Below are 24,586 nucleotides of genomic sequence, written 5' to 3'. Positions count from 1 at the left end.
CGCCGTCGTCGTTCCAGCTGGGACTTACGGGTGCACGGGCGTTGCCGCTTCTTTTCCCAGCACCGTTGTCCATGGACGGGCGGTCCACGACGTCACGACGCCGGCCGCGACGTAGGGGTCTGCGGCTGCAAAGGCTTTGGCGGCCTCGAGTGGGTTCTCGCCCGTGAAGATCAGCAGCCCTTTGAAGGGCGGTTCGCCGACAGCACCGCCGAGCAGGAGCTCGCCGCGATCGACGGCTTCCCACCCCAGCCGGAGGTGGTCTGCGCGGTACTGCTCACGGCTTTCGAGGTAGTTGTCCGCGTAGGTGTATTCGAGCACGGCGTGCATGCGCGTCTCCATTCAAGTTGGTGGGTTTCATACGTTGTAGAAGCAGCATACCCACCGGGAGTCAGCCATCAACCGCCGCCACCTCAGCCTGTACCACGGCGTCTGGTCAGGTGCCCGGTGCGACTGTTTTGAGTCCGGCTTGAATTGCTGCCTTCATAAGCGCCTTGTCGAACGCGACCAAAGCATGCGTTTCGAGCCTGATGGCAGCGGCAAGGTGGATCGCATCGGCGCTGCGCAACTTGCCTGGGAGGGCGGCCGCGTACAAGAGGTCTGAACGCGTCAGATCCACAAGGTTGATTGCGCCCAGCACAGCGTTGACGAGCTCCGGTGGCAGGCACGGCGGTTGGCGGCACAGTGCAGTTCCGTATGAAGGAGCATCGAAGCCACAAGGGGGTCACCCCGCTGTTGGGCCGAAGAGAGAAACTCCGCGGTGGGTCCGGACTCCGGTTCCTCGACCACCAGCTTCAAGGCAGCCGATGTGTCCACATAAATGATCACCGGTCGCCGCGAAGGTCGTCGATCAGCTCCGCTGTGCCGGCATCGGAAGCCACGCGCTGGAGCAACCGGAAGTCGACCGGGCTTTCCGAGGCCGGCCGGACGCCGCCGGACAGGAGCAGGCGCTCGAAGGGGGAGGCTGCAGGCGGGATCAGCGTGGCGGCAACTTCACCGTTGTTCGTGACGTCGATCGTTTCGCCGTTCTTGACCCGCTCGAGTATTTTGCTGCTCTGGTTGCGCAGCTCCCGGTGGGGGATGGTTGTCATGAAGCACCTCCGTAGCAATCGTAGCAATCGGAGTCCGGCGGGCCTAGGAAGTTTTATCAATCCCAGGCGGGCAGCAGAGGAAAACCTCCTCAACCAGCGACAGCCGCCACCTCAACCTGTGCCCCCGCATCCCGGAACTTCTGCACCTGGGCGGGGTCGGCGCCGTCGTCCGTCACCAGAGTCCAGGGCAGCGCCAGGCGGGCCCACGGGTGGAACGGCCGCTCCAGCGCCGCCTCGGCCAGCGGCCCCACGAAACTCTGTGAGACGCCGCGGAGCCGGCCGCCCAGGCAGTCCACCTCGATGCCCTCCGAATCGGCCAGCTCCTGCAAAGTGTTGATGCCCGTCGTCGTCACGGACAACCGATCAAACCCGCGCAGTTCGTGCGCCAGGGCACCTGCGGTGGATCCCGCGTGGTTGATGGCGCACACCCCGATCTCCGGGTTGGGGATGCCCGGCGGACCAGCGACTCATGCCCGCACCGGATCCACCAGGTCCGGGTTGATCTTGCGGATCGCATCCATCAGCCCGATGTGCTGGTCACGTGGATCACCCGGATCTTGGGGCGTTGACAGCATCATGGACACTTCCTCCGTGCCCGTCAGCGAAGCCAGCAGCTCCGCGTGCCCCGTTGCATTCGCTGAACAAGGAGGCGCTGCACGCCGCCGGGCACATCTTCCCCGGTAGGGCGCTGGCATAGTCGAGCTTGGAGAGGTGTCGGAAGGACTTCCCCGGGACAGGATGAACCGGATCCTGATCGCGCCGCGGATGCTTCTCGTGCTGCGACCCTCCGCCCGGGGATTGGTGTGCTCGTAGCGTTCCCTTCCCGGTGGGCGACCACCCCACTATCGACAGGGGCTGTTGGAGTCGCTCTCTTTCATCCGCCTGCAGAGGCTGATGACGTCGGCGTTACAGGTGCATTGCGAAGGTCCACGAACAGCGATGAGAAGCGGTCACCTGCCCGGCTGGGAATAGGGGTGGGCGCTACCTGACTGCACTCGGCCGTTTGTGGCGGTGCACCATCTTTGCCGGGAGTACCGGATGCTGCGGGGGTTGGGCAAGGGGCTGCTCCAGAGGCGCTGGAGGCCGGCGAGGGCGTTGAAGTCGTCAATTGATTGGGATCGGTGAGGATTGCATGAGCGCAGAGAAACGGGAAGTTATCCTTCTCAACCTCCACATTAACTTCCGAAGTCACCGTTCCAGTCGCATCGGCTGATCCCGACTGTCCCCAGTAAAGGACGCGCGCGCCGGTTGAAACTTCCACCAGGGTATCCCCGCATGACTGACTTACTTGATCTGCGTGCTTCTCGTCAAAAGCAATGATGCGGAGGTACATGTGTTCGGTTGTTCGTAGAGCGTGGGCTGACGCGGTCACAGTGACCTTCTCCATCGCACCGTCGCCCGTAGACACAATCCTGATTGAAGGTTGCTCCTTATCGCCAAAGCTCGATACCCCGTTTGATGTTCCAACGATCGCGCCCCAGATCAGAACAACAACACCCAGAAATCCGAAGATGGCACCTATCGCATCACTCACCCTCATTCTTGGTTCCGATTCACCGGCCCATTTTCGCGTCGCGCCGACAATCAGAAGACCGGCGATTGGTAAGCCAATTCCCACCATCGCCATCGTCAAGGCTAGTGAGAGTTCCGACGCGTGGTTGCGAAGCAATCGTGCGAGCAGATCATCCTTGATTCCCAGTGCAGCCAGAATACTTAGGATGACGCCCACCCCAAGTGGCAATCCTATTTTTCCAAGCCATTCAGTAGGACTACTTGAATTCTGCTCATCGTCGCCTGGAGGTTTATAGCCGTCACTCATTGGTTGTCCTGTTCCTTTCTTGCCCGATCTCAGCAGCTCCGTCGTTACCGACGCGTTACTGCGGACAACTAAACGACCTCGGAACAACCCAGTGGCGCCGAATTTTTCACCACTGATCGGCTTCCTCGGCTGGACCTTCGTTCCTACCTCCCGCTTGAGCACGGAATCTGGCACGCTTTCCCCGCCACAGTTCGGCTACCCGCGGGCCATGTCCTTGTCAGGAACCCCGCCTGAGGGAAAACCAGGCCTACAGAGGGGCGTGGCAGGACGGGCAGCCATGGATCGGCCTGGTGCCAGGCATGAGTTCATCGTCGTCAGTGGGGAGGCAGCGGGGAACAGGCTTGTGATTCCGCGCGGCGAGGTCACCGTGGGCAGCCAGGACGGCTCCCTGCTCCGCCTGCCCGTCTACGCCAAAACTCGCCGAAATCCTGCTCGCAGACTGCTGTGGGACCAGGCCGGTGCAAGACGTTGACCGATTGCGTCCGTGAGCGCATGCTTTACGTTACGGACAATGATGTCCTACTCATCAGGGGGGGTGGGTGCTTGTGGATGAGACCGGACGTGCCCTTGTCACCGCGGTGCTTCCACCGCTCACTACAGCAATTCTCGCCGCACTCAGCCTGTGGTTTTCGGAGCTTCGCAAGGAACGCAATGCGGCCCAGCGCCGACGGCAAGTGATAGCGGAAGAAACCGGTCGCGTCAGGTATTTGAAAGCGTGGCTGGAGACCGAGGTCCTAGCGGGCGGTTCCAAGGGGGGAGAGGCCAGCAAACTGCGGGCGGAAGTGCGGAAGCAGCTTGTTGCTTCGCATGCCCGGCTTTGGAACGTTGAGATGCAGAAGCCGGAAGCCCGTCCTCCCGTCATGTTGAGGGCACTAAAGACGGCGGCTCTTATCCCGCTCTCGTTTCCTGCAGCCCGAGTTGTGCGTGCGGTCTATTGGTTTGTTCTCGTCCTCGGCATTTGCGTTTGGTCCTTCGTCATCACGAGGGACTTCACCCCTGTCCGCGCAATCAACGTTGGCCTTAGTGACGTTTTCTTTTTCTCATTGATGGTGCTGCTGCAGTTCCTGAGCGTCGCGGTACTTTTGGCGCACTGGGCGCGGGCTCTTGAAAGCGGGCGAAACCGGCAGGCTACAGATGCGTCAAACGGCGCTTTGCCCCCGAAAGCATCGCGTTCGGGTTCGGGAGCGCACGAAGCCCGACTTGCGCTAGGCATCGGCCTGACCGCCCCGCCAAGGCGCCGAGTACCTATCGATCCAGGCCGACTCGGCCGATAGAGGTGCGTACCAGGGATTTGGTTCAAAGTAGGTTGTTTATGACGGTTCCTGGTGCTGTGGCTACAGCATTGTTGCTACGGGATGCGCAGGGAGGACGAGGCAGTGGACCAGCACGGCCTTCGGTTACTGCATACCCACCGCCGCCACCTCAACCCGTACCCCCGCCTCCCGGAACTTCTGCACCTGGGCGGGGTCGGCGCCGTCGTCCGTCACCAGGGTCCACGGCAGGGCCAGGCGGGCCCACGCGTGGAACGGCCGCAGCCCGAGCTTCGACGAGTCCGCCAAAACGTAAACCAAACGCCCGCGCCGGGCCATGAGCTCCTTGAGCCGGGTCTGGGCGTGGTCGGCCTCGCAGATGCCGTCCTCGGCGGTGACGGCGTCGGCGCCCAGGAACACCCGGTCGAAGCTCATCCGCTCGAGCGCCGCCTCGGCCAGCGGCCCCACGAAACTCTGCGACACACCCCGCAGCCGGCCGCCCAGGCAGTCCACCTCGATGCCCTCCGAATCCGCCAGCTCCTGCAAGGTATTCAGACCAGGCGTCGTCACGGACAACCGATCGAACCCGCGCAGCTCATGCGCCAGGGCACCCGCCGTGGAGCCAGCGTCGAGCAGGATGTTCTCCCCGGGCTGGATCACCGACGCCGCCCACCGGGCGATCGCGTGCTTCTGCTCGAACGCCTCGCCCGTGCGCTGCCGCAGCGACGCCTCCGGGTGCGCTCCCATGGCCATCGCCCCGCCGTACGTGCGGGCCAGCCGGCCCTGCGAATTCAGCAGAGCCAGATCGCGGCGGATGGTGGACGCCGTCACCTCGAACCGGGCGGAGAGTTCTTCCACGGAGGCCAGACCCGTGGTCACGGCAAGGTGGTAGATCTCCTCGCGCCGCGCGTTTGCGCTGAGCATTCCCGGTCTCCTTCCCGTGGGCGTGGCGGTGGCAGTGCTACCCATGCTAGTTCTGGCCCCCTAAATAAACGGCAACGGCCGGCCAGCTGCGCTGACCGGCCGTACCAACAGGACTGTGAGTTACGCAGCTTCGTCGCGTGCCGGCGCCAGGTCAACCGCCTGCCGCAGCGCCTCGAGCAGCGACTCGTGGTCTGCAATGTTCTTGCCGGCGATGTCGAAGGCGGTGCCGTGGTCAACGGACGTCCGCACCACGGGCAGGCCTACGGTGATGTTGACGCCGTTCTCCAGGCCCAGGACCTTCACCGGGCCGTGGCCCTGGTCGTGGTACTGGGCCACCACCAGGTCGAAGTCGCCGCGGCCAGCCAGGAAGAACAGGGTGTCCGCCGGGAGCGGGCCGAAGGCGTTGATGCCCTCCGCCTGCGCCTTTTCGATGCCCGGCTGGATCTTCTCCGCCTCCTCGCCGTAGCCAAACAGGCCGTTCTCACCGGCGTGCGGGTTGATGGCGCACACCGCGATCCGCGGGTTCTCGATCCCCGAGGTGCGCAGCAACTCGTATCCGCGCTTGATGGTCCGGTAGACCAGGTCGCCGTTGATCTTCGCGATCGCGTCAATAAGGCCGATGTGGGTCGTTACATGGATGACCCGCATCTTCGGCGCGGTCAGCATCATGGACACTTCCTCGGTGCCGGTCAGCTCGGCGAGGAGCTCCGTGTGGCCGGGGAACTTGTGGCCGGCAGCGTGCAGGGCTGCCTTGTTCAGCGGCCCGGTGCAGATGGCATCCACCTGGCGGTCCATCGCCAGGGCGACGGCCTTCTCGATGAAGAGGTAGGAACCGTGGCCCGCAGCGGCGGACAGCTCACCCCAGGCGAGGTCCTCCGGGATGCAGTCGATATCGAGAACGTCGATGGTGCCCTCTTCGAACAGGGCCTCCGACGGCGCCGTCACCTTACGCAGTGCCAGCGGGCTGGACACGATGTCCGCGGCCAGCTGCAGCCGGCGAAGATCGCCGATGACCAGCATCCGGGCCTTTGACCGGAGCTCCCCGTCGGCCAGGGCCTTGACGATGATTTCCGGGCCGATGCCGGCGGCATCGCCCATGGTGATCGCAACAATCGGGCGTCCCATTATTTGCTACTCATTTCAGTCGTTGTGCCAGTAAGAAATTCTGTGGTCCGGGCCAGGGTGCCAGGGTCCCCGAACGCGCCGGCCTTGGTGACCAGCAGAGGGAGGGGTTCAGGCAGCAGGCTCATGACGACGCCGGGTTCAACCTCGCCGAGGACCGTGAAGCTGCCCACGCCGAGGGCTTTCAAAACCGCCGTTGCTGTCTCGCCGCCCGTCATGACCAGGGCGTCGCAGTGGCCGATGCCCGCAGCGGTGGCGCGGGCCAGGGCCTCGGCCACGACCAGCGCCTGCGACTTGTCCACGGCACCCATCGGGTCCGGCGTCAGCACCACGTTCGTCCGGGCCATCGCGTCGGCCACCTGGCGGGGGACCGCGGTGTCATCCAGCGAGTGGTCCAGCGTCACGTGCTCCACGCCGGCCTCCACAAGCGCCTCGGTCTGCTGCCGGGCAAGGCTGGAGTAGCTGCCGATCACGGTCAAGGTCCGGCTGATGTGCCGCGCCAGAACGTCCCGGGCCTGCTGCGCTTCAGGTTCCCCGGCGATGTGCCCGGCCAGTCCACCCGAGCCCACCAGGAGCGTGGGGAAGTCCAGCAGTTCTGCAGCGGCCGCGATGTCCTTCAGGTCCTGGTCCGACCCGGCGTCCAGTACGACGGCGGCAATCCCGCGTTCCTGGACGTCGCGCAGGTGCGCCGCCAGTTCCTCCGGCGTGCGTCCCGTGGGTCCGTTCACCGCCTCGGCGGCCAGGCCGCCGTCGGCAAGTGCGTTGGTGACGTCACCACCGAAAGGGCCATCAGTGTTTTGAACGCCGTTGACGTGGACCATGCCACCGCGGGTGGTCCTGCCGGTGGCGGGAAACGCCGGAGCCACGATGGCGAGTGCCCGGACGCTTCCCTGCGCGATCTGCGCAAGAGTTGCCGCTACTTCCACACCCAGGTTGCCCCGCAGCAGCGAGTCGATCTTCTTGAACACCCGGCGGTGCTGCCCGAGCGCCCGCTGCGCGGCGGAGCTGACAGCCGAGGCGGCATCGGCCGGAGCCAGGTAGCGGCTCTCGGTGTTGATCGACAGGATCTGGGCTTCCGGCCAGGCGCACCCGAGGTCCAGGATCACTGAACTGGCGTGGGTGGGGCCGTAGGCTGCGGCTGCGTCGGCGGCGCCGGTCAGGTCATCGGCGATGATCGCCCAGCGCGTGGTGGCGTTGGTGTTCATACTGCTGGGGACACCTCGGGTGTTTCCACGGTCTGCTTGGCTTTCAGGCGCTTAGCGTACCAAGCGACCATGAGCGGGCAGCCGATGGCAGTGACCACCACGGACGCGGCCACCAGGACGGTGGCGGGTCCGGCTGCGGGAGCGTAGGCGGGGTTGGCTGCGGCCACCAGCATGGGAACCGTGGCAGCGTTGCCCGCGGTGGTGGCAGCTGCAAGGCCCGCGATGCCTGAGCCTCCGGTCAGCTTGTCAGCGAAGAACAGGACGGCGCCGCCGGCGATCAGCACGAACAGGCCCAGTGCCACTCCGAGCAGCCCGGCGTTGAGCACCTGGCCCAGGTTCAGGCCGAAGCCGAGGGCCAAGGCTGAAGAAGGGGATCAGGACAGGGGCTGCGGAGGAGAGGAACTTCCGCATGGCCGGGTCAAGGGCACCCAGGATCGCGCCGAGGAGGAGGGGGATGATGGCGCCCACCAGGGCCTGCCACGGGAAGGCTGACAGACCGGCGACGCCGAGGGTCACCATGGTCAGGAAGGGGCCGGATTCCAGCGTCATGACGGAGTAGGCCGCCACATCCTTGGGCTTGCCGTACTGGCCCATGAGGGCCATGTACATGCCGCCGTTGGTGTCATTAAGGGCCGCCAGGATGGCCAGGACCGACAGTCCGGACAGGATGCCGCCGTCGATGGGAAGTTCACCCAGGAACCTGCCGGCCACGACGCCGATGATGATGGCAAACAAGACCTTGCTGCCGAACAGGACGCCGCCCTTTTTCAGGATGTACGGCGTGGCCTTAATGTCGATGCTGGCACCCATGCAGACGTAGAACACGGCCAGGATGGTGGTGCCGCCGGTGAAGAGCGCGCCGGTGAAAGACCCGAAGAACTTGGCGGAATCGGGAGCGAAGGTGCCAAGGATGGCGCCGATGAGCAGGGGAATCAACATCATGCCGCCAGGAACCTTTTCCATGGTGGCCTTGATTGGGACAGACATAAAGCAACCTCATTGTTGTCTGGGGGAGGGGGAGGCCGAGCAGTCAGCTCGAAGCATGAGGTAGATCATAGCCAGTGCTGCGCGTTTAGCGCAAGACAAATTGCGCGAAACGCGCAGTAGCGCCGTTCCGACGCAACCGGACCGGCCGCCCGCGTTATTGTCACGGGCGCTGCGTCGGCTATTACCCAGACCGCGGCAACGGCTTACGCCCGGCAGATCCTGACAAGCGCCAGCGTTACATGTAACGTTGGCATCATGAGCGTCAGGGATCGCGTCGCGAGGCACAGGGTGGCCATGCGCGAGCGGGGGTTTCGCCAAATTCAAATGTGGGTGCCTGATGCGCGAACCGATGAGTTCAAGCGTGAAGCAGAACGCCAGGCGCTCGCTGTGGCCGCCTCTGACCGCGCATCAGATGACCAGGACTTCGTGGAGGAAATCTCAGAAGATTGGCCGGAGTGAACCGTGGCGAGCTGTGGACGGTGTCCGGCGGTACCTATGCCCAAAAGCCGCGTCCGGCACTCATCGTTCAGGATGACCTGTTCTCTGCATCGGAATCAGTCACGTTACTTCCGCTGACCTCGCACCCCTCAGATGCTCCTTTGCTCAGGCTGACCGTTGAGCCGGCCCCGTTGAACGGCCTTGACCGCGTCAGCCAAATCATGGTCGATAAGCTCACCACCGTGCGTCGAACCAATCTTGGGCAAAGGGTGGGCCGCCTAGATTCCGAAACGATGGTGGCGGTGGAGCAGTCGCTCGCCGTCTTTCTAGGCCTTGCGCGCTGACGGTATCACTTGAAGGCGCGTCAGGGCCCAGTCCCAGGTGATCAGTTCCTGCTCCAGGCGGACATGCGGGCCAAACGTGTCATTGCCAAGTGCCTCATAGAGAGCGGCTTCGGCCGCGGTCAGCCGCGTCAGGGCTGACCGCGACGGCGATGACTCCTGCCCACAAAATTCGCGGTGTGCCTGCAGCGTCTCTTCGTCCATCAGGACGCTTTCCACGTGCGGGTGCACCGCGCGGAGCTGGTCCAGGATCCGGAATCCGTGTGTGTCGATGTCGCCCCAGTAGAGGACCCGGCAGTCCTGCAGCCACGCCGCGTCCCGCAAGGAAGAGAAGCCATAGCCCCCGCCGTACAGTGCCAGCGTCCCGGGTAGGTCGGGGAGTGCGAGGAAGTTCACCTGGTTCTCCGTGGCGATCACGGTGTGGACCGGCAGCTGCAGCTGCAGCCTACTGAATGCCTCGGCGGTCACGGTGATGTCCCGTGCGCCGCCGAGCATGTCAGCCTCCGGATCAAGCAACCGGAACCGGACCAGCTCCGGCGGGTGCAGGAATCCATGCCGTCGGGCGAAGCGTGCAGCGGCCGTTCGACCGGCACCGTCTTCCAGCGCCGCGTCCTGCCCGGCGGATTCCATGGCGTCCACGTCTTCAGTTTCCGCGGCTGGCCCGACGGCGGTCAGCAGCTGGTCGATGATCTGCCGGTTACGCTCGATGAACTTCGTATGCACGCCGGACAGGCCCAGTTGCCGGACGTAGATGCCAGGCACCGGATTATCGTTCAGCCACAGCGCCACCCGAGCGGCAGCGAGGGCGTCGGCACCCAGCTCCAGGAGCTTCAGCGGCCGCCGCGAGGCCCATTCCACAAACCGCGGATCCACCTCACCCAACCTGCCGGCAAGGGACTGAAAGAGCCCAGCCTCCCGCGCCTTGCCGACAAAAGCGATCTCGTCCTCCACGGTGGCAAACACCGCCGCGGCCGGAACCTGGTTGGTCCCGACAGTCCGGCGCCCCACCTCGGCAGTCTCCAACGAATACCCACCCGCCCCGGCAGAAAGCTCAGCCGCCCACGCACGGACCGCAGCGTAATCATTCAACAGCTCCGCCGCCGTCGGCCGCTTCAACGGGCGCCGCCGCGGATAGACCTCGGACGGGGATATAAGCTCGCGCAGCAGCGCACCGCTGTTCCACGCCTTCAACGACTGCGCCCGCAACCCAGCCAATGATGTCCAGGGCTTAGCGGGCATGCCGGTCCTTGTCCGCGCGGTATTCCTGGATGGTCATGTTCCGCAGCTGGGAATTATCCCCGGTGGTGTTGGCCACGAAACCCACATGCGAGACGAACGGCTCGATCACGTGGATCTTCTGCAGCGGCGTTACGATCAGCAGCTGCAGCTTCATCCGCTGGAACAGCTCCAGCCCGTACCGCGCCGACTCGTCAGAGCCACGGCCAAAGGCCTCGTCGATCACCACGAACCGGAAGCTCCGGCCGCTGCCCGCGGCACGACCAGCGCCTTTGCCGGAGCCCAGCCCGAACTGGAACGCCAGCGCCGCCGCGAGGATGGTGTACGCCAGCTTCTCCTTCTGCCCGCCGGATTTGCCACCCGAGTCCGTGAAGTGCTCGTACTCCTCGCCGGTCTCCGTCCACTTTTCCGACGCTGAAAACGTGAACCAGTTCCGCACGTCCGTGACCTTCGCCGTCCACCGCCGGTCCAGCTCAGTGAGCCCGTCCCGGCCACGGAACCGTTCGATCAGCCGCTCCACCTGCAGGTACTTCTGCTCCGAGTACTGGTCCTCGTCGCCGATGGTCCCCTCCGAGCACGCCCGCAGGTCGCTGCCGAACTCGCGCACATCCTGGTCCGACGTCGCCTGGTGCTCCAGCTGGATGTGCCGTCCCGTGTTGTAGGGGATACCGGCAAGCGACTGGTTGATCTCGCCGATCCGGTTCACGATGTCCTGACGCCTGCTGTCCAGGAACGCGTTGAAGGCCACCACCTCGTGGATGGTGTTCTGGTTCAGCGACTCCTTGAACTTTGCCTCGAACCGCGGCAGGTCGTTGTCCTCCAGTTGGGCCAGCAGTCGGTTGTAGTCCGCCGCGGCCTCCAGCGAGGCGTCAATGTCAGTGGTTTCGTTCGGGTATTTATTGCGGAAGTCCGCCATTTGCCGCACGGTGCCCTCCGCCGCCCGGGCAATCCGCTTGGCCAGCGCGTCGATGCTGTCCGTCAACCCTGCCCGCACTGTGCTTTCCACGGTGCCGGTGTTCCGGTAGGTGAGCGCCTTGTCGCCGAGCGCGCCCTGGGTGAGGCGTCCGACGGCGGCCAGCACCACGGCGTCGTCCGTCACCGGCGTCCCGGCCAGGACGGCGTGGCACTCCTCGATCGCCTCGGCGATGTCCTTTGCGTCCTTCTCGTTCGCGCCGAGCCGCTGCTGCAGCTTGCCGGCCTTGTCCTCGAGCCGTTCCAGCTGGGCAGCCACGTCGGCTTGCTTGGCCATCAGCTGCTGCAGGACGTCGCTGGTGGTCTCGAGCTCCCGCTTCTCCGCCTTGAGGTCCTCGATCCGGCGGGCGGTGAGCTGCCAGCTGATCTCGCCGAAGTCCTGCACTGACCCGAGAATGCCCAGCTGCCGGTTCTGCCGGCCCGCCGAACCGAGCTGGTCGTTGACCTTGCCAAGCTCGGTGGCCAGCACCTTCAGCCGGCCCTGGACCTCGTCCTGTTCGGCGCGGAAGCGGGCGATTTTGTCGTGGTTGTCCCAGCCCAGCACGTAGTTCCGCCGGTCCGCCAGGTCCTTGCGGTCGTCCTTCTCGTGCCGGCCCCGGCCGCCCTTGAGCTGGCCGTTGGCGGTCAGCGCCTTAGGGTAGCGGCGGAAATCCGCCAGGTTCTCGCAGCAGAAGTAGTCGAACCTGCTGCTGAGCTCGTCCTGGAGGAAGTCGCGGAACGGCGTGCCCTGCTTGATGGCGATCTTGGCGGCAAGCGTCCCGGCCTCGGCAGGCTTGGGGGCGTAAGAATCACCTACCCGCAGATACACCAGCCGGCCGCGCAAGTTGTTCGAATCCACCCAGGCGCTGACGGCGGCGTAGTGTTCGCCCGGCACCAGGAGCGAGAGTGCGAACCCGTGGAGGGTGCGTTCCGCGGCACCCTCCCAGGCGGCTTCGCCGTCCCGGACCCGCAGCAACTCACCCACGTACGGCAGTTCGGTGTCCTTGATGCCGGTCCCTTCACAGAGCCGGCGGCGGATGTCCAGTTGGGGGAGCGGGATCAGGTTGCGCCGTGCCTGGAGGCTGGTGAGCTCGGCTGCGATATCCCCGGCCTGGTTGGTCAGGACGGTCCGGGTCATGCTCAGCTCGGTGCGCCGATCCTGCAGCTGGTCCGATGCCCTGGCCAGCTCCGCCTCCACCTCCGTGAGCCGGGCCCGGTTGGCATCAAACAGCACCCGGTCCTCAGGCGCCTGCAGCCCCAGGTCCGCCGCGGCGCTGGAGTAGGTCTCAAACCGCTGCCGCTGCGCTGCGGACTCGGCCGCGAGCCGGGACAGGTCGGCGTCGATGGCCGCCAGCCGGCCACCGCCGTTGGTGCGGATGTCCTCCTCCACGCCGGCCAGATCCCGGCGCAGCTGCTTAGTCTCGCTGTTAAGCCGGGCAGCGTCCTCCTGCAGGCGAATGCCGGTCCGCTCCAGTTCGGCCTGGTGCTCCAGGCTCAGTTCCAGCTTCCGGTGGGTGAACCACGGGTGCAGCTGGTCGCGCTGTTTCCGGGCCAGCTCGTCCTCGGCACTCAGCCTGGCATGCTGCGCTGCGCCGTCCTTGATGGGCGTCAGCAGGGCGATCTGGTCCTTGGCGCGCAGGACGGCGTCGTGGGCCTTCTTGAGATCGTCGAAGTGGTGGATCAGGTTGGTGATCCGGGTGGCGACGTCGTCCTCCTCCAGCATGTTGCTACGCACGAACGAGGTGATGTTTTCCACCTGCTTCATGGACACCGTCCGGTGGAACAGCTCCATGGCCTGGTTCCCGCTGATGCCGAACTGCCGCTTGAACGCAGCCGAGTACGGGTCGAACGAGTCGTGCACCGACGCCCCTGCGGTGCGAAGCTTCTTTTTGAGCTTCAGCGGATCCTGGCCGAAGTTGCTGAAGTCCGCCGCGATGGACTGTTCGGCCTCGGCCAGGGAGTAGAACCGGTTGGGCTGGCCCGCCTCCTGGGTGGCCCACAACGTGATGCCGAGCGTAACCCACTTGCCGAGCACTGCGTTGTGGAAGACGCCCAGCACCACCGTCAGCTGGCCCGTGCCGCGCAGAGCGACCGGTTTGGAGTACTCCCCGCCGGTGCTGCGGGCGCTCTTGTGGAAGCCCCGGACGTAGGACATCAGGGAGCGTTCCTTCTTCTGCGCCCCCGCGGCCTTGTTGTACTCGATCTTGTTGGCGGGCAGCAGCAGCGTGGTGACCGCATCCACCACCGTGGACTTGCCGGAGCCGATATCGCCCGTCAGCAGGCTGTTCGCCCCGTCCAGCCGGAACGTTCGCACGCCCTGGTGGAACGTGCCCCAGTTGAGCAGCTCCAGGCGGTGCAGCCGGAAGCCCGGGGGAGTGCCGCCGTCGGCCGCCGTGCCCTCCAGGCTGAACAGGCTCTCCTGCAGGTCGCTGCCGAGCTGCGCCGTCACTTGCCCTCCTCCGTTGCCGATGCTCCGGCCAAGGGCTCGCCGGCCAGTGTGGCGCGGTAGTCAGCCAGCCGCGCGTCGAACTCCTCCAGCCACTGCGCGTCCACGTACGCCTTCAGGACCCGGGCCACCTCATACGTGTCGGCCTGCCCCTTGAGCTTGCGCAGGAAGCCGAGTTCCACCACCTTCTTGATGTCCGCGCCGAGCCGGTCCAGGATCTTCGCCTCGTTGCTGGACTCGGGCAGGAAGACCGAGACCATGTCCGCGATCTCCTGTTCAGTCATGATGAGCCGCAGCTCGCTGCTGTTCGTGTCGAACTCCAGCATCCGGCCCCGCAGCAGCGCCAGCAGCAGGCTGACGTTGAAGGTAAGGGTGCGGCGCGCGATGAGCCGGGGGAGGGTGTTGTCCGGGTCCTCGCGCGAGCGCAGGAACGCGTAACCTTCCGATTCGTCCAGGATCAGGTCCAGGCCAAGCACGGAGACGTAGTCACGCACCTGCGAGGTCAGCCCCAGGAGGGACTGCCAGATCTTCTCGTCGTTCTCCACGTAGAGCACGCCTTTGAAGAGTCTGGTGACGACGGCGGGCAGCTCCTCCGGCGTCCGGGTCTCGGTTTCGCTGGGGGTCATGCCGGCCTTCCGAAGATGATATGTTCAATGGTGGCTTCGCGGGTGCTGCCGTCCGGCAGCCGCCAGGAGAGCCGCTGTTCCTGTTCCGGGTTGATGGTGGCCCAGTCCGATTCCGTGGCCAGCTGGTAGTACGCCACCAGCTCAGCAAGACCCTGCGACAACGGATACGCGGCCGTCACGTCGCCGAGCGTTGCCTGCTCGGCGTCGGCCAGGACTGCGTCGATGTTGCCCCGCAGCCGTTCCTTGTCCACGAAGAACTGGCTGAACAGGGCGTCCGCGTCCACGTCCAGGTCGTCGGCGGTGAGGACGGCGTCGTCCACCATCACCTTGCGGCTGGGCTCATACAGCGGCCGTTCGAATGGCAGCACCACGTCCACGGACGGCGCGTCGATCTCCATGAAAAGGCCCGACGGCGGCGCCTCCCGGGTGCCGAGCGCGCCGGATTCGACGCTGCGGATCAGCTGCATGATGCGCTTGTTCTCGAGGAAGACCTTGTCGTCGAGGAGGCGGCGCATCTGCTGGGAGAGCTGGCGGACGGTGGCCTGGGTCTGTTCGACGGCGGGCAGCCAGTCCTGGTGGAGGTTGGCGACGGCGTGCAGGCTGTCCGTGTGCGCGAGCGCCTCGATCCGGGTGGCCCTGTGCAGCAGGTCCTGCAGTTCGGTGCGCAGCTGCGGGGACATAAGGTAGTCCCAAAAGCCCTGGAAGGTGCGGCCCTGGAGCGAGCTGCTGATGTCCTGCTGGTTGCCGAAGATGGATTCGAGCAGCTCGCCCTGCGTTCCGTCCCAGGTGGCGATCTGCTCCCGCACCTGCCGGTCCAGCTTGCGGAAGTTCTGCTCGACCTCGCGGAAATCGGACAGCAGGTCCTTGGCCAGTGTGGTGAGCTGCTGGAGGTGGTCCAGGGCCTCGGGGCCGGTCATGACGCGGATGTTGCCGTCGCGGATCCGCTGCATCTCGTCGTCGATTCCGTCCCGCTGGCGCCGCAGCTCGGCAAGCCGGACCTCCGGGTCGGTCTCCGACTGCTGGACCAACTGCTTGAGGACGGCGAAGATGCTGGTGAGGCGCGACTGGGTGGCGACGAACTCGCGGCCGCGCAGGCTCTCCACCCACCTGATGACGTCCTCCGCTGCCGCGCTGAGGTCATAATGCGGCTCGTCTTCCCCCGGTACGTAGTACTTGCGGAGCCATTTCCGCTCGTCCGAGGCCCAGTCATCCAGGTATTCGACTGCCCGTCGCGGGAAGCGTTCTTCCCCTTCCGCATCCCGGAGGCCGAACAAGACGTCGTCCAGGACATCGATCAGCTGCTGCCGCCCCAGGTTGCGCTGGTTGGGCCCAGTGAACGCGGCCATGAAGAACGCCAGGGCAAGGGGTGCATTCTGGGCGCGGAGGAGTGACCAGCCTGCGTGGTTTTCGCGCAGCGAATTGATGGCGTAGAAGTCCATGCGGGTTCCGTGTCTTCAGGGCTCTTTGGTGTGAACCTACATTAGGTGACGGCTGTGACATTCTCCCATCAGGCAAGGCGGCGTGCGCAGGTGCGGGTCAGTCCCGCGCCAGCGAGGGGCTCTCCGAGGACGTTGCCGCTTCCGCCAGTGAACGGCGGTGGGCGGCGTGGCCTGCCACGGTGACTGCGGTGGCGATGACGGCAGCCACTGACAGTGCAAGTGCCAGGTGCACATGCAGCGCTGCCGCCCCGGCCAGGGCCCCAAGCATGATCAGGCCGATGGCCAGTGCCCGCCGCTGCCAGAATGTTCCCTTGCCGCCTGCCAGCCGGGAGTCGGAGGCAAGTCCGGTGATGGTCGAGGTGACCACCACGGTGGTGATCTCCGCGACCTTCAGGCGTTTCGCCGTGGCGGCCTGGGTCCCCATGAGCAGGGCGAGCGCGCTGGTGACGATGCTCCCGAGGGTGGGGTCAGACTGCACCGGAGCCAGGAGCACGAAGACCGTGAGGAGCCACAGACCCAGCGATACGGCGGACAGGGCGCCGGAGGTCTGCGCCGACCAGCCTTCGCCGCTGCGCCGAAGGGCCCGCCCTGCCAGGGCCGCCCCCAGCATGAAGAAGGCCAGCGCCAGCGCCGGCCGCAGCACAGGAAGGCTTGTTCCGCCGGCCATTGCCATGCCCAGCAGCACCACGTTGCCGGTCATGTTTCCGGTGAAGACGCGGTCCAGGCCGAGGTAGCCCATCGCATCCACCACGCCCGTGGAGAACGTCAGGGCCAACATGAGCACCAGGTGCAGGCGGTCAGCCGACCCGAAAAAGTGTGTCTTCACGGTTTATTCTCCGATTTTTCCTTGAAACAAACGTATACCAAGGTTATCTTCAATAAGCGATTGTATTCAATCCACCCGATGTGACCGATCCAAGGACTTGTATGAGACTCCCGTTCCGCCACCGGACGCTTCCGGGCGGCACTCCAGCAAGGCGAAAAACGCCGCCATCGCCGGCGGCGCTGCGGCCTTCGCGCTGGCGATGACTGCCTGCGCCCCCATCCAGCCCATCCCGGAAGCGGTGGCGCACAACGACGTGACCTCGGTGCCCATCGGCAACCAGAAAGTGGTGGAGGGCGGGGATCTGGTGATGGCCCTCTCCGCCGAACCGGACCGCCTGGACCCCACCACGTCGTCGTCCCTCTACACCCGCTACGTCATGCAGACGATGTGCCAGAAGCTCTACGACATTGATGCCAAGGGGCAGATCGTGCCGCAGCTCGCCACCAAGCTGCCCGAGGTGAGCAACAACGGCCAGACGGTGACCATCCAGGTCCGGGACGATGCCGTCTTTGCGGACGGCACCAAGTTCGACGCAGAGGCTGTCCGCGCCACCCTGGACAGGGACCTCACCATGAGAGGGTCCGCCCGCAAGAGCGAGCTGGGGCCCATCAGCGGCATCGCGGCCCTGAACCCCACCACGGTCCAGATCACCTACAAGAAGCCCTTTGCCCCCCTCACCGCAGCGCTCGCTGACCGGGCCGGGATGATCCTCTCGCCCACAGCCGTTGCCGCGGCAGGGGACTCCTTCGGGGACCACCCGGTGTGTGTGGGTCCGTTCAAGTTCAAGCAGCGCGTCCCGCAGACTTCCATCCAGGTGGAACGGGATCCGCTGTACTACGACGCCAAGAACGTCCACTTGGACACGGTCACCTACCGGATCATGACTGACTCCAACATCCGGACCGCGAACCTGCGCTCCGGCGACGTCCAGGTGGCGGACTCCATCGCACCCCAGGACGTGGACGCGCTGGCCAAGGAACGCGGAGTGGGCGTGCTCCAGGTGGGATCGCTGGGCTACCAGGGCCTGACCGTAAACCTCGGCAACACCAACGGCGTGGGCAAGCCGGTGGGGGACATCAACACCCCGCTGGCTAAGAACGCCGCCGTCCGGACCGCCCTGTCGATGTCCATCGACCGCGCCGCCCTGGTGAGCACGCTTTTCAACAACTGGTACGAGCCCGCGTGCTCGCCGGTCGCGCCGTCCAGCCCCTTCTCCTCGGACGCCAGCCAAGGCTGCCCCGCCTATGATCCGGCCAAGGCCAAGCAGATGCTGAAGGATGCCGGGGTCCCGGTGCCCTTCCCCATCAAAGTCCAGGTCACCAACTCACCGGACTCGCTGCGGTACGCCCAGGCCCTGCAGGCGGCAGTGGCCGACGGCGGATTCGCACTGACCATCGCACCCGTTGAGTACTCAACGCTGCTGGACGTCCAGAGCCACGGCAGCTTCGAGGCGCTGCTGCTGGGCTGGTCCGGCCGCGTGGACCCGCACGGCAACATGTACAACTTCCTGGCAACCGGCGGCGGCAACAACTACTCCGGCTACAACAACCCCGCCGTGGACAAGCTCCTCACCGACGCCTCCACCACCACCGACCAGGCAGCCCGGGCGGCCCTGTACGGGAAGGCCGTCCAGCAGGTGCAGGCGGACAACCCGATCATCTACCTCTACCGGATCCACAGCCTCACGGCCTACTCCAACAAAGTGGCCGGAATCGAAACGTTCGCCGACGGTGTGGTCCACCTCAGCAACGCGGCCTTCGTGAAGAAATAAGGGACTCCCACCATGATCCGATACCTGTCCACCCGCCTCTGGCACTCGGCCATCACCCTGGTCCTTGCCTCCGTGGTCATCTTCATTGGCATCCGCCAGCTCCCGGGCGACCCCGCCATCGCCATGGCAGGGGAGGAAGCCAGCCCTGAACAGCTGGAGGCCATCCGGGCCAAGCTTGGCCTGGACCAGCCCCTTCCCGTCCAATACTTCTCCTTCATCACCCGGCTGCTGCAGGGGGACCTTGGAAAATCCACCCGCACCGGAACCCCCGTCACCGACCTGCTCGGAAGCACCCTGCCCGTGACGCTGTGGCTGGCCGCCTACGCCATCGTGGTGGCCGTCGTCGCGGGCGTCCTGCTCGGCGTGGTGGCGGAGCGGTTCCGCGGCCGCTGGCCGGAGTGGCTATCCAACGGCTTCGCCCTGATCGGGCTCTCCGTCCCCAGCTTCTGGCTCGGCCTGCTCGCCATCCTGTACCTGGCCGTCAACCTTGGCTGGTTCCCGGCGTCCGGCTATGTCGACGTCGGAACGAACCCCGTGCGCGGCCTGTACTACCTGACGCTCCCGGCGCTGATCCTGGGCACCGGACTGGCCGCTGTCATCCTCCGGCAGACCCGGGCCTCCATGATCGAAACCATGAGCACGGACTACGTCCGCACCGCCCGCGCCAAGGGCCTGGGCGGCGGCCGGATCCTGTTCCGCTACGGGCTCCGCAACTCGCTGATCGTGGTGGTGACCATCGTGGGCCTGCAGCTCGGCGGACTGATCTCCGGTGCCGTGGTCACGGAGCGCATCTTCGCGCTTCCCGGCTTCGGCAAGCTCACCCTCGACTCCGTCTTCACCCGGGACTACCCCGTGATCCAGGCCGTGGTGCTGGTCATCACCGTTGGGTACATCCTTATCAACCTTGCGGTGGACATCCTGTACTCCGTGATCAACCCGCGAATCCGAGTAGGAAGCAACTGATGGCCGTCACCGACATCCGCCCCGCGGCGCCAAGCTCAGCGGGCCTGGGCTCCGGCCGCGGGCGCATCTGGAAATCACTGCGGAGCAACCCCCTGGGCCTGGCCGGCGGCATCCTGCTGGCCCTCGTGGTCCTGGTCGCCCTGCTGGCACCCCTCCTCGCCCCCTACGATCCGGCGCAGGTCCACTTCGCCACCCCGTTCCAGAAACCCGGCACCGTCGGCTTCCTGCTGGGCACCGACGACCTGGGCCGCGACATCTTCTCCCGGCTGGTCTTCGGAATCCGCTCCTCCCTTGAGGTGGGGGTCCTGGCGGTCCTGCTCTCCGTGATCATCGGAACCCCGCTGGGCCTGCTGGCCGGCTACTGGAAGTGGCTGGACGCCATCATCTCCAGGCTCAACGACGTCACCCTTGCCTTCCCCTTCCTGATCATCGCGGTAGGGCTCGTGGCCATCACCGGTCCCAGCCTCGGCAACGCCGCACTCGCCATCGGCATCGCCCATATCCCCGCGATGATCCGCATCATCCGCGGTGAAACCCTGCGGATCAAGGAAAGCGACTTCGTGGTGGGAGCCAAGACCATGGACGCCTCCGGCGGGCGGATCATCTTCCAGCACATCCTGCCCAACACCGCCTCCTCACTAATTGTGCAGGCCACCGTGATCATGCCCGCAGCGGTGATCGGTGAGGCCGTGCTGTCCTTCCTGGGCCTGGGCATCCAGCCGCCCGCACCCAGCCTGGGCATCATGCTCTCCGACGCCCAGCAGTACCTCTTCCGCTCACCCACAGCGGCCATCGTCCCCGGCCTTGGCATCGCCGCCATCTGCCTGGCCTTCAACCTGTTCGGTGACGCCCTGCGCGACGCCCTGGACCCTGCCGCCACCAGCCGAAAGAAATAACCATGACTTACACCCCTGCTGACAGCTTCACCACCCGCCCCACCCTCCAGGGCACGTTCGGCATGACTGCCTCCACCCACTGGCTCGCGACGGCGTCCGCGCAAGCGGTGCTGGAACGCGGCGGCAACGCCTTCGACGCCGCCGTCGCCGGCGCCTTTGTCCTGCACGTCGTCGAACCCCACCTGAACGGCCCCGGCGGGGACATGACCGGCGTGTTTGCGACGGCGGAAAACCCCGCCGAACCCGTCGTGCTCATGGGCCAGGGCCCTGCCCCCGCCGCCGCAACACGGGAACACTACCTGGCCGAAGGATTGGAACTGGTGCCCGGGGCAGGCGCGCTGGCCGCCGCCGTGCCGGCCGCCGTCGACGCCTGGCTGCTGCTCCTCAAGGACCACGGCACCTGGGAGCTGGCGGACGTGCTGGCCTTCGCCATCGGCTATGCCCGCAACGGGCACCCGATCGTGGGCCGCGTGGGGACCACCATCGAAACCGTGGCCGAGCTCTTCACCGAGCACTGGCCGACGTCGGCCGCCCTTTGGATGCCGGACGGGAAAATCCCCGCGGCCGGAGACATCGTCAAGAACCCGGCCTACGCGGACGTCCTGGACCGGCTCATCGCCGCCGCGGAAGCGGAAGAAGCAGCCCCGCGCGAAGCACGGATCGACGCCGCCCGCCGGGAATGGCGCGAAGGCTTCGTGGCCAAAGCCGCCGTCAAGTTCCTCGCCACGCCCCACCGCCACTCTTCCGGCATGGACCATGCAGGCGTCATGACGGAAGCCGACTTCGCCGGGTTCTCCGCCGGCTACGAACCCGCCACCACCCTCGAGTTCCGCGGCCACACCATCGCCAAGACCGGGCCCTGGGGGCAGGGCCCGGCGCTGCTGCAGACCCTCGCCATCCTGGAAGGGTTCGACGACGACCGGCTGGACCCGTCCACGGCCATCGGCGCGCACACCATCCTCGAGGCACAGAAGCTGGCCATCGCCGACCGCGAGGCGTACTACGGCGACGCCGCTGTGCCGATGGACTATCTCCTCAGCCCCGAGTACGCGGCGGAGCGCCGCCAGCTGATCGGCGAAAAGGCTTCGCACGAGTTCCGGCCCGGCAACGTCCCGGGCCACGAACCCTTCGTCCCGCCGCTGCGCACGGAGTACCTCCCGCCGTCGCTCGCGGAAAACGGCGAACTTGCCTTCGCCGGCGTGGGCGAACCCACCGTCATGCCCACCGGGGAAACCCGCGGCGATACCTGCCACATCGACGTCGTGGACCAATGGGGAAACATGGTCTCAGCAACGCCCTCCGGCGGCTGGCTCCAGTCGTCCCCGGCCATCCCGGAACTCGGGTTCTGCCTAGGTTCGCGGCTCCAGATGACCTGGCTGGAGGACGGCGCTCCATCCACCCTTGCCCCCGGCAAGCGTCCCCGCACCACCCTGACACCCACGCTGGTTCTGAAGGACGGCAAGGCGGTGTCGGCCCTGGGTTCCCCCGGCGGGGACCAGCAGGACCAGTGGCAGCTGCTCTACCTGCTCCGCACCATCGTGGGCGGCTACGAACCCCAGCAGGCGGTTGACGCACCCTCCCTCCACACCACCTCCATTCCGGGATCCTTCTGGCCCCGTACCTGGACGCCGGGCGGCGCCGTCGTTGAAGACCGCCTTGGCGACGACGTGATCAATGAACTCGAAGAACGCGGCCACGTGGTCACCCGCGCCGGCGACTGGGCCCTCGGCCGCCTGTCGTCGGTGGTGAGCGACCCGGAAACGGGCGTCCTCAAGGCCGCCGCCAACCCGAGGGGAGCCCAGGGCTATGCAGCAGGACGTTAAGCAACACGAAGACACGCTGCTGTCCGTCCGGGACCTGGAGGTCAGCTACGGCGGCACCCCGGTCCTGCACAAGGTCTCCTTCGACCTGAAAAAGGGCGAGCGGGTGGCGATCGTCGGCCAGTCAGGGTCCGGCAAATCCACCGTGGTGGCCGCCATCCTGGGGCTGCTGTCCGGCGCCGGCCGGGTTTCCGGGGGCTCCATTCTGCTCAACGGGGAAGACCTCGCGGACGCCTCCGAGAAGGACCTGCGCGGCATCCGGGGAAAGAAGATCGGGCTTGTCCCGCAGGACCCGATGTCCAACCTGAACCCCTCCATGAAGGTGGGCGCCCAGATCGCCGATGCGCTGGCAAGCAACGGCATGCGCGGCCGGGACGCCATCAAGCAGCGCGCCGTGGAACTCATGACCGAAGCCGGGATCCGGGACGCTGAACGCCGCTACAGCCAGTACCCGCACGAGTTCTCCGGCGGCATGCGCCAACGCGTGCTCATCGCCATTTCCCTGGCGGGCGAGCCGGACCTGCTGATCGCCGACGAGCCGACGTCCGCCCTGGACGTCACCGTCCAGCGGCAGATCCTCGACCACCTCCAGACGCTGGTGGACGCCCGCGGCACCTCCCTGCTGTTCGTCACCCACGACCTGGGGCTGGCGGGGGACCGGACGGACCGGATCATCGTCATGGCCGAAGGGCGGATCGTGGAAACGGGCACCCCCTGGGAGGTGCTGCTGAATCCGCAGGAGGAGTACACGCGGCGCCTCGTCGCCGCGGCGCCGTCGGCCAGCCTTGCCGCCGACCCGACGTCGGCTCCTGTGACGGAGCGCCAGGGCCCGGAACCGGTGCTGTCGGTCAGGAACCTCGCCAAGGAGTTCAAGCTGCGCGGCCAGCGCGGCCGCCGCATCCAGGCCGTGGACGACGTCTCCTTCGACGTTCAGCGCGCTACCACCACGGCAATCGTAGGCGAATCCGGATCGGGCAAGTCCACTGTTGCGCGCATCATCCTGGGCCTGGAGACACCCACCGCAGGCGTGGCCCTCATCAAGGGGGAGAGCATCTCCACCAGCAATCCACGCACCCGCAGTGCCCTGCGCCGCATCGCGCAGCCTGTCTTCCAGGACCCGTACGGATCCCTGGACCCCACCTTCAGCATTGAGCGGCTGATCGATGAGCCGCTGCGGATCTTCAAGGTGGGGACGCGGGAAAGCAGGCGGGAACGGGTTGCCGAACTGCTGGACCAGGTGGCGCTGCCGCGGACAGTGGCCCAGCGGCGGCCGCACGAACTCTCGGGCGGCCAGCGCCAGCGGGTGGCGATCGCCCGGGCGCTGGCACTGGAGCCGGAACTGCTGATCCTGGACGAGGCCGTCTCGGCCCTGGATGTCCTGGTCCAGGAGCAGATCCTCGACCTGCTGGGGGACCTGCAGGATAGGCTGGGCCTGACCTACCTCTTCATCACGCACGACCTGGCCGTTGTCCGCCAGATCGCGCACAACGTGGTGGTCATGAAAACAGGAAAAGTGGTTGAGGCAGGCAGTGTGGACCAGGTCTTCCTGGCGCCCTCGGCCGACTACACCAGAGAACTACTTGGAGCGATACCCGGTGCAGCCTTCGCTAGTTAACGGTGATTCGACCCCCCGGGCCCGCGTGCAGGACGAGATCCGGCGCGACATCATCTTCGGGACGCTGCCCGCCGGGACCAGGATCACGGAGGCCGCACTGGCCGCGAAATACGGGATATCCCGGGTTCCGGTCCGGGAAGCACTGCGTGCCCTTGAGGTGGAGGGCTTCGTTGAGTCGAAGCCCTTCGCCGGGTCCACGGTGTCAGAAATCCCGGTTGACGACGCCGATGACCTGTTCGCGGTGCGCGAGGCCCTGGAAGCAGCAACAGCGCGCCGGGCCGCCCGGCGGGCCGCAGCCCATTTCTCCACGGGAGGTCCGGATTCACACTGGTGGGAGACGCGGCGGGAACTGGCGGCAATCCTGGACGAGGGCGATGAAGCGGTGGCCAGCGGCAAGGTGGAGTTGCTGCCTGAACTCAACATCCGCTTCCACCTGGGGATCGCCGAACTCAGCCGCAGCTCCTCCCTGACGGCGCTGCTCCGCCAGATCGCGGGCAAGATCGAGTGGCTTTACGCCGCAGACGTGGGCTCCCGTGGCATCCGGTCCTGGGCCGAACACCGGGGCATCATGGCCGCGATCGACGCCGGGAACGCGCAGGCTGCCGAGCAGGAGATGGGCGCGCACGTCCACGGATCCCGGCTGGGGTACCTGAGCCGCTTCACAGAAAAGGACGGCTGAGCGTCCGCCGGTTGCCTCGGCTCTCCCACCAGCGCGGGTTCCGTGCTGCATTTGCACGTTCGTGCACGTACCAGTGAGCGGGCGGATCCCGGCGTGTGCAGCAGGAAACCCTACTCACCAGTAACAACGCCTTCCTCCACCGCT

Annotated in this window: 22 protein-coding genes and 1 pseudogene; 8 read left to right on the top strand and 15 right to left on the bottom strand. The window is 66.1% G+C overall.

Annotation, left to right across the window (positions count from 1 at the left end):
* Nucleotides 1-24: 24 nt before the first annotated feature.
* From QF031_RS14765 to QF031_RS14720, 10 genes and pseudogenes are all read right to left on the bottom strand, one after another.
* Entirely contained in the window at nucleotides 25-327 is a 303-nt protein-coding gene (locus tag QF031_RS14765) for a YciI-like protein (protein WP_307429608.1), read from the bottom strand.
* A gap of 106 nt (nucleotides 328-433) precedes the next feature.
* The gene (locus QF031_RS14760) at nucleotides 434-616 is read right to left on the bottom strand and encodes a hypothetical protein (protein ID WP_307429605.1); all 183 of its coding nucleotides are present in this window, start codon (nucleotides 614-616) and stop codon (nucleotides 434-436) included.
* A 205-nt stretch (nucleotides 617-821) separates the two neighbouring features.
* A complete protein-coding gene (locus QF031_RS14755; protein WP_307429602.1) occupies nucleotides 822-1,088 on the bottom strand; it encodes a type II toxin-antitoxin system Phd/YefM family antitoxin in 267 nt (88 codons plus the stop codon).
* 89 nt (nucleotides 1,089-1,177) lie between these two features.
* Nucleotides 1,178-1,498: pseudogene (locus QF031_RS14750) on the bottom strand (DeoR/GlpR family DNA-binding transcription regulator); the annotation flags it as partial.
* Nucleotides 1,499-1,962: 464 nt separating this feature from the next.
* Nucleotides 1,963-2,907: a hypothetical protein gene (locus QF031_RS14745; RefSeq protein WP_307429600.1), complete on the bottom strand. Its 945-nt coding sequence runs from the start codon at nucleotides 2,905-2,907 to the stop codon at nucleotides 1,963-1,965.
* A 1,397-nt stretch (nucleotides 2,908-4,304) separates the two neighbouring features.
* On the bottom strand, nucleotides 4,305-5,081 hold the full coding sequence (locus QF031_RS14740) for a DeoR/GlpR family DNA-binding transcription regulator (protein ID WP_307429598.1): 777 nt from the start codon (nucleotides 5,079-5,081) through the stop codon (nucleotides 4,305-4,307).
* A gap of 120 nt (nucleotides 5,082-5,201) precedes the next feature.
* Nucleotides 5,202-6,206 (bottom strand): 4-hydroxythreonine-4-phosphate dehydrogenase PdxA, encoded by a 1,005-nt coding sequence (gene pdxA / locus QF031_RS14735; protein WP_307429595.1) that lies wholly within the window; start codon nucleotides 6,204-6,206, stop codon nucleotides 5,202-5,204.
* Nucleotides 6,206-7,408, bottom strand: coding sequence for a four-carbon acid sugar kinase family protein (locus QF031_RS14730; protein WP_307429593.1), 1,203 nt, complete (start codon nucleotides 7,406-7,408; stop codon nucleotides 6,206-6,208). Before QF031_RS14730 ends, pdxA begins: the two co-directional genes overlap by 1 nt.
* Entirely contained in the window at nucleotides 7,405-7,734 is a 330-nt protein-coding gene (locus QF031_RS14725) for a 2-keto-3-deoxygluconate permease (protein ID WP_307429590.1), read from the bottom strand. The genes QF031_RS14730 and QF031_RS14725 overlap by 4 nt, the downstream gene beginning before the upstream one ends.
* Nucleotides 7,655-8,395: a 2-keto-3-deoxygluconate permease gene (locus tag QF031_RS14720; RefSeq protein WP_307429587.1), complete on the bottom strand. Its 741-nt coding sequence runs from the start codon at nucleotides 8,393-8,395 to the stop codon at nucleotides 7,655-7,657. Before QF031_RS14720 ends, QF031_RS14725 begins: the two co-directional genes overlap by 80 nt.
* 255 nt (nucleotides 8,396-8,650) lie before the next feature.
* On the opposite strand from QF031_RS14720, the gene QF031_RS14715 reads away from it, so the two are divergent.
* Nucleotides 8,651-8,854, top strand: a complete 204-nt coding sequence (locus tag QF031_RS14715) for an antitoxin MazE family protein (RefSeq protein WP_307429584.1) — start codon at nucleotides 8,651-8,653, stop codon at nucleotides 8,852-8,854.
* On the top strand, nucleotides 8,851-9,177 hold the full coding sequence (locus QF031_RS14710) for a type II toxin-antitoxin system PemK/MazF family toxin (RefSeq protein ID WP_307429581.1): 327 nt from the start codon (nucleotides 8,851-8,853) through the stop codon (nucleotides 9,175-9,177). The genes QF031_RS14715 and QF031_RS14710 overlap by 4 nt, the downstream gene beginning before the upstream one ends.
* Here QF031_RS14710 and QF031_RS14705 read toward each other — a convergent pair.
* From QF031_RS14705 to QF031_RS14685, 5 genes are all read right to left on the bottom strand, one after another.
* Nucleotides 9,160-10,413 (bottom strand): Wadjet anti-phage system protein JetD domain-containing protein, encoded by a 1,254-nt coding sequence (locus QF031_RS14705; RefSeq protein ID WP_307429577.1) that lies wholly within the window; start codon nucleotides 10,411-10,413, stop codon nucleotides 9,160-9,162. The genes QF031_RS14710 and QF031_RS14705 overlap by 18 nt on opposite strands.
* Nucleotides 10,403-13,810: an ATP-binding protein gene (locus QF031_RS14700; RefSeq protein ID WP_307429575.1), complete on the bottom strand. Its 3,408-nt coding sequence runs from the start codon at nucleotides 13,808-13,810 to the stop codon at nucleotides 10,403-10,405. The genes QF031_RS14705 and QF031_RS14700 overlap by 11 nt, the downstream gene beginning before the upstream one ends.
* Nucleotides 13,807-14,433, bottom strand: coding sequence for a DUF4194 domain-containing protein (locus QF031_RS14695; protein ID WP_307429573.1), 627 nt, complete (start codon nucleotides 14,431-14,433; stop codon nucleotides 13,807-13,809). Before QF031_RS14695 ends, QF031_RS14700 begins: the two co-directional genes overlap by 4 nt.
* Nucleotides 14,430-15,872 (bottom strand): DUF3375 domain-containing protein, encoded by a 1,443-nt coding sequence (locus QF031_RS14690; RefSeq protein WP_307429571.1) that lies wholly within the window; start codon nucleotides 15,870-15,872, stop codon nucleotides 14,430-14,432. Before QF031_RS14690 ends, QF031_RS14695 begins: the two co-directional genes overlap by 4 nt.
* Nucleotides 15,873-15,969: 97 nt before the next feature.
* Complete coding sequence (locus tag QF031_RS14685; RefSeq protein ID WP_307429568.1) at nucleotides 15,970-16,698, bottom strand: YoaK family protein; 729 nt, start codon at nucleotides 16,696-16,698, stop codon at nucleotides 15,970-15,972.
* 97 nt (nucleotides 16,699-16,795) lie between these two features.
* Here QF031_RS14685 and QF031_RS14680 point away from each other — a divergent pair, with 97 nt between their 5' ends.
* The 6 genes from QF031_RS14680 to QF031_RS14655 are packed head-to-tail and all read left to right on the top strand — an operon-like array spanning nucleotide 16,796 to nucleotide 24,442.
* The gene (locus QF031_RS14680; protein WP_307429566.1) at nucleotides 16,796-18,469 is read left to right on the top strand and encodes an ABC transporter substrate-binding protein; all 1,674 of its coding nucleotides are present in this window, start codon (nucleotides 16,796-16,798) and stop codon (nucleotides 18,467-18,469) included.
* Nucleotides 18,470-18,481: 12 nt separating this feature from the next.
* On the top strand, nucleotides 18,482-19,432 hold the full coding sequence (locus tag QF031_RS14675) for an ABC transporter permease (RefSeq protein WP_307429563.1): 951 nt from the start codon (nucleotides 18,482-18,484) through the stop codon (nucleotides 19,430-19,432).
* Nucleotides 19,432-20,328, top strand: a complete 897-nt coding sequence (locus QF031_RS14670; RefSeq protein WP_307429560.1) for an ABC transporter permease — start codon at nucleotides 19,432-19,434, stop codon at nucleotides 20,326-20,328. Before QF031_RS14675 ends, QF031_RS14670 begins: the two co-directional genes overlap by 1 nt.
* Nucleotides 20,329-20,330: 2 nt before the next feature.
* The gene (locus tag QF031_RS14665) at nucleotides 20,331-22,151 is read left to right on the top strand and encodes a gamma-glutamyltransferase family protein (RefSeq protein ID WP_307429558.1); all 1,821 of its coding nucleotides are present in this window, start codon (nucleotides 20,331-20,333) and stop codon (nucleotides 22,149-22,151) included.
* Nucleotides 22,135-23,763, top strand: coding sequence for a dipeptide ABC transporter ATP-binding protein (locus QF031_RS14660; RefSeq protein ID WP_307429555.1), 1,629 nt, complete (start codon nucleotides 22,135-22,137; stop codon nucleotides 23,761-23,763). The genes QF031_RS14665 and QF031_RS14660 overlap by 17 nt, the downstream gene beginning before the upstream one ends.
* Nucleotides 23,744-24,442, top strand: coding sequence for a GntR family transcriptional regulator (locus tag QF031_RS14655; protein WP_307429552.1), 699 nt, complete (start codon nucleotides 23,744-23,746; stop codon nucleotides 24,440-24,442). Before QF031_RS14660 ends, QF031_RS14655 begins: the two co-directional genes overlap by 20 nt.
* The last annotated feature ends 144 nt before the right edge of the window (nucleotides 24,443-24,586 follow it).

The organism is Pseudarthrobacter defluvii, assembly GCF_030816725.1.
GTDB lineage: Bacteria > Actinomycetota > Actinomycetes > Actinomycetales > Micrococcaceae > Arthrobacter > Arthrobacter defluvii_A.
This window is presented reverse-complemented; position numbering and strand designations above follow the sequence as displayed.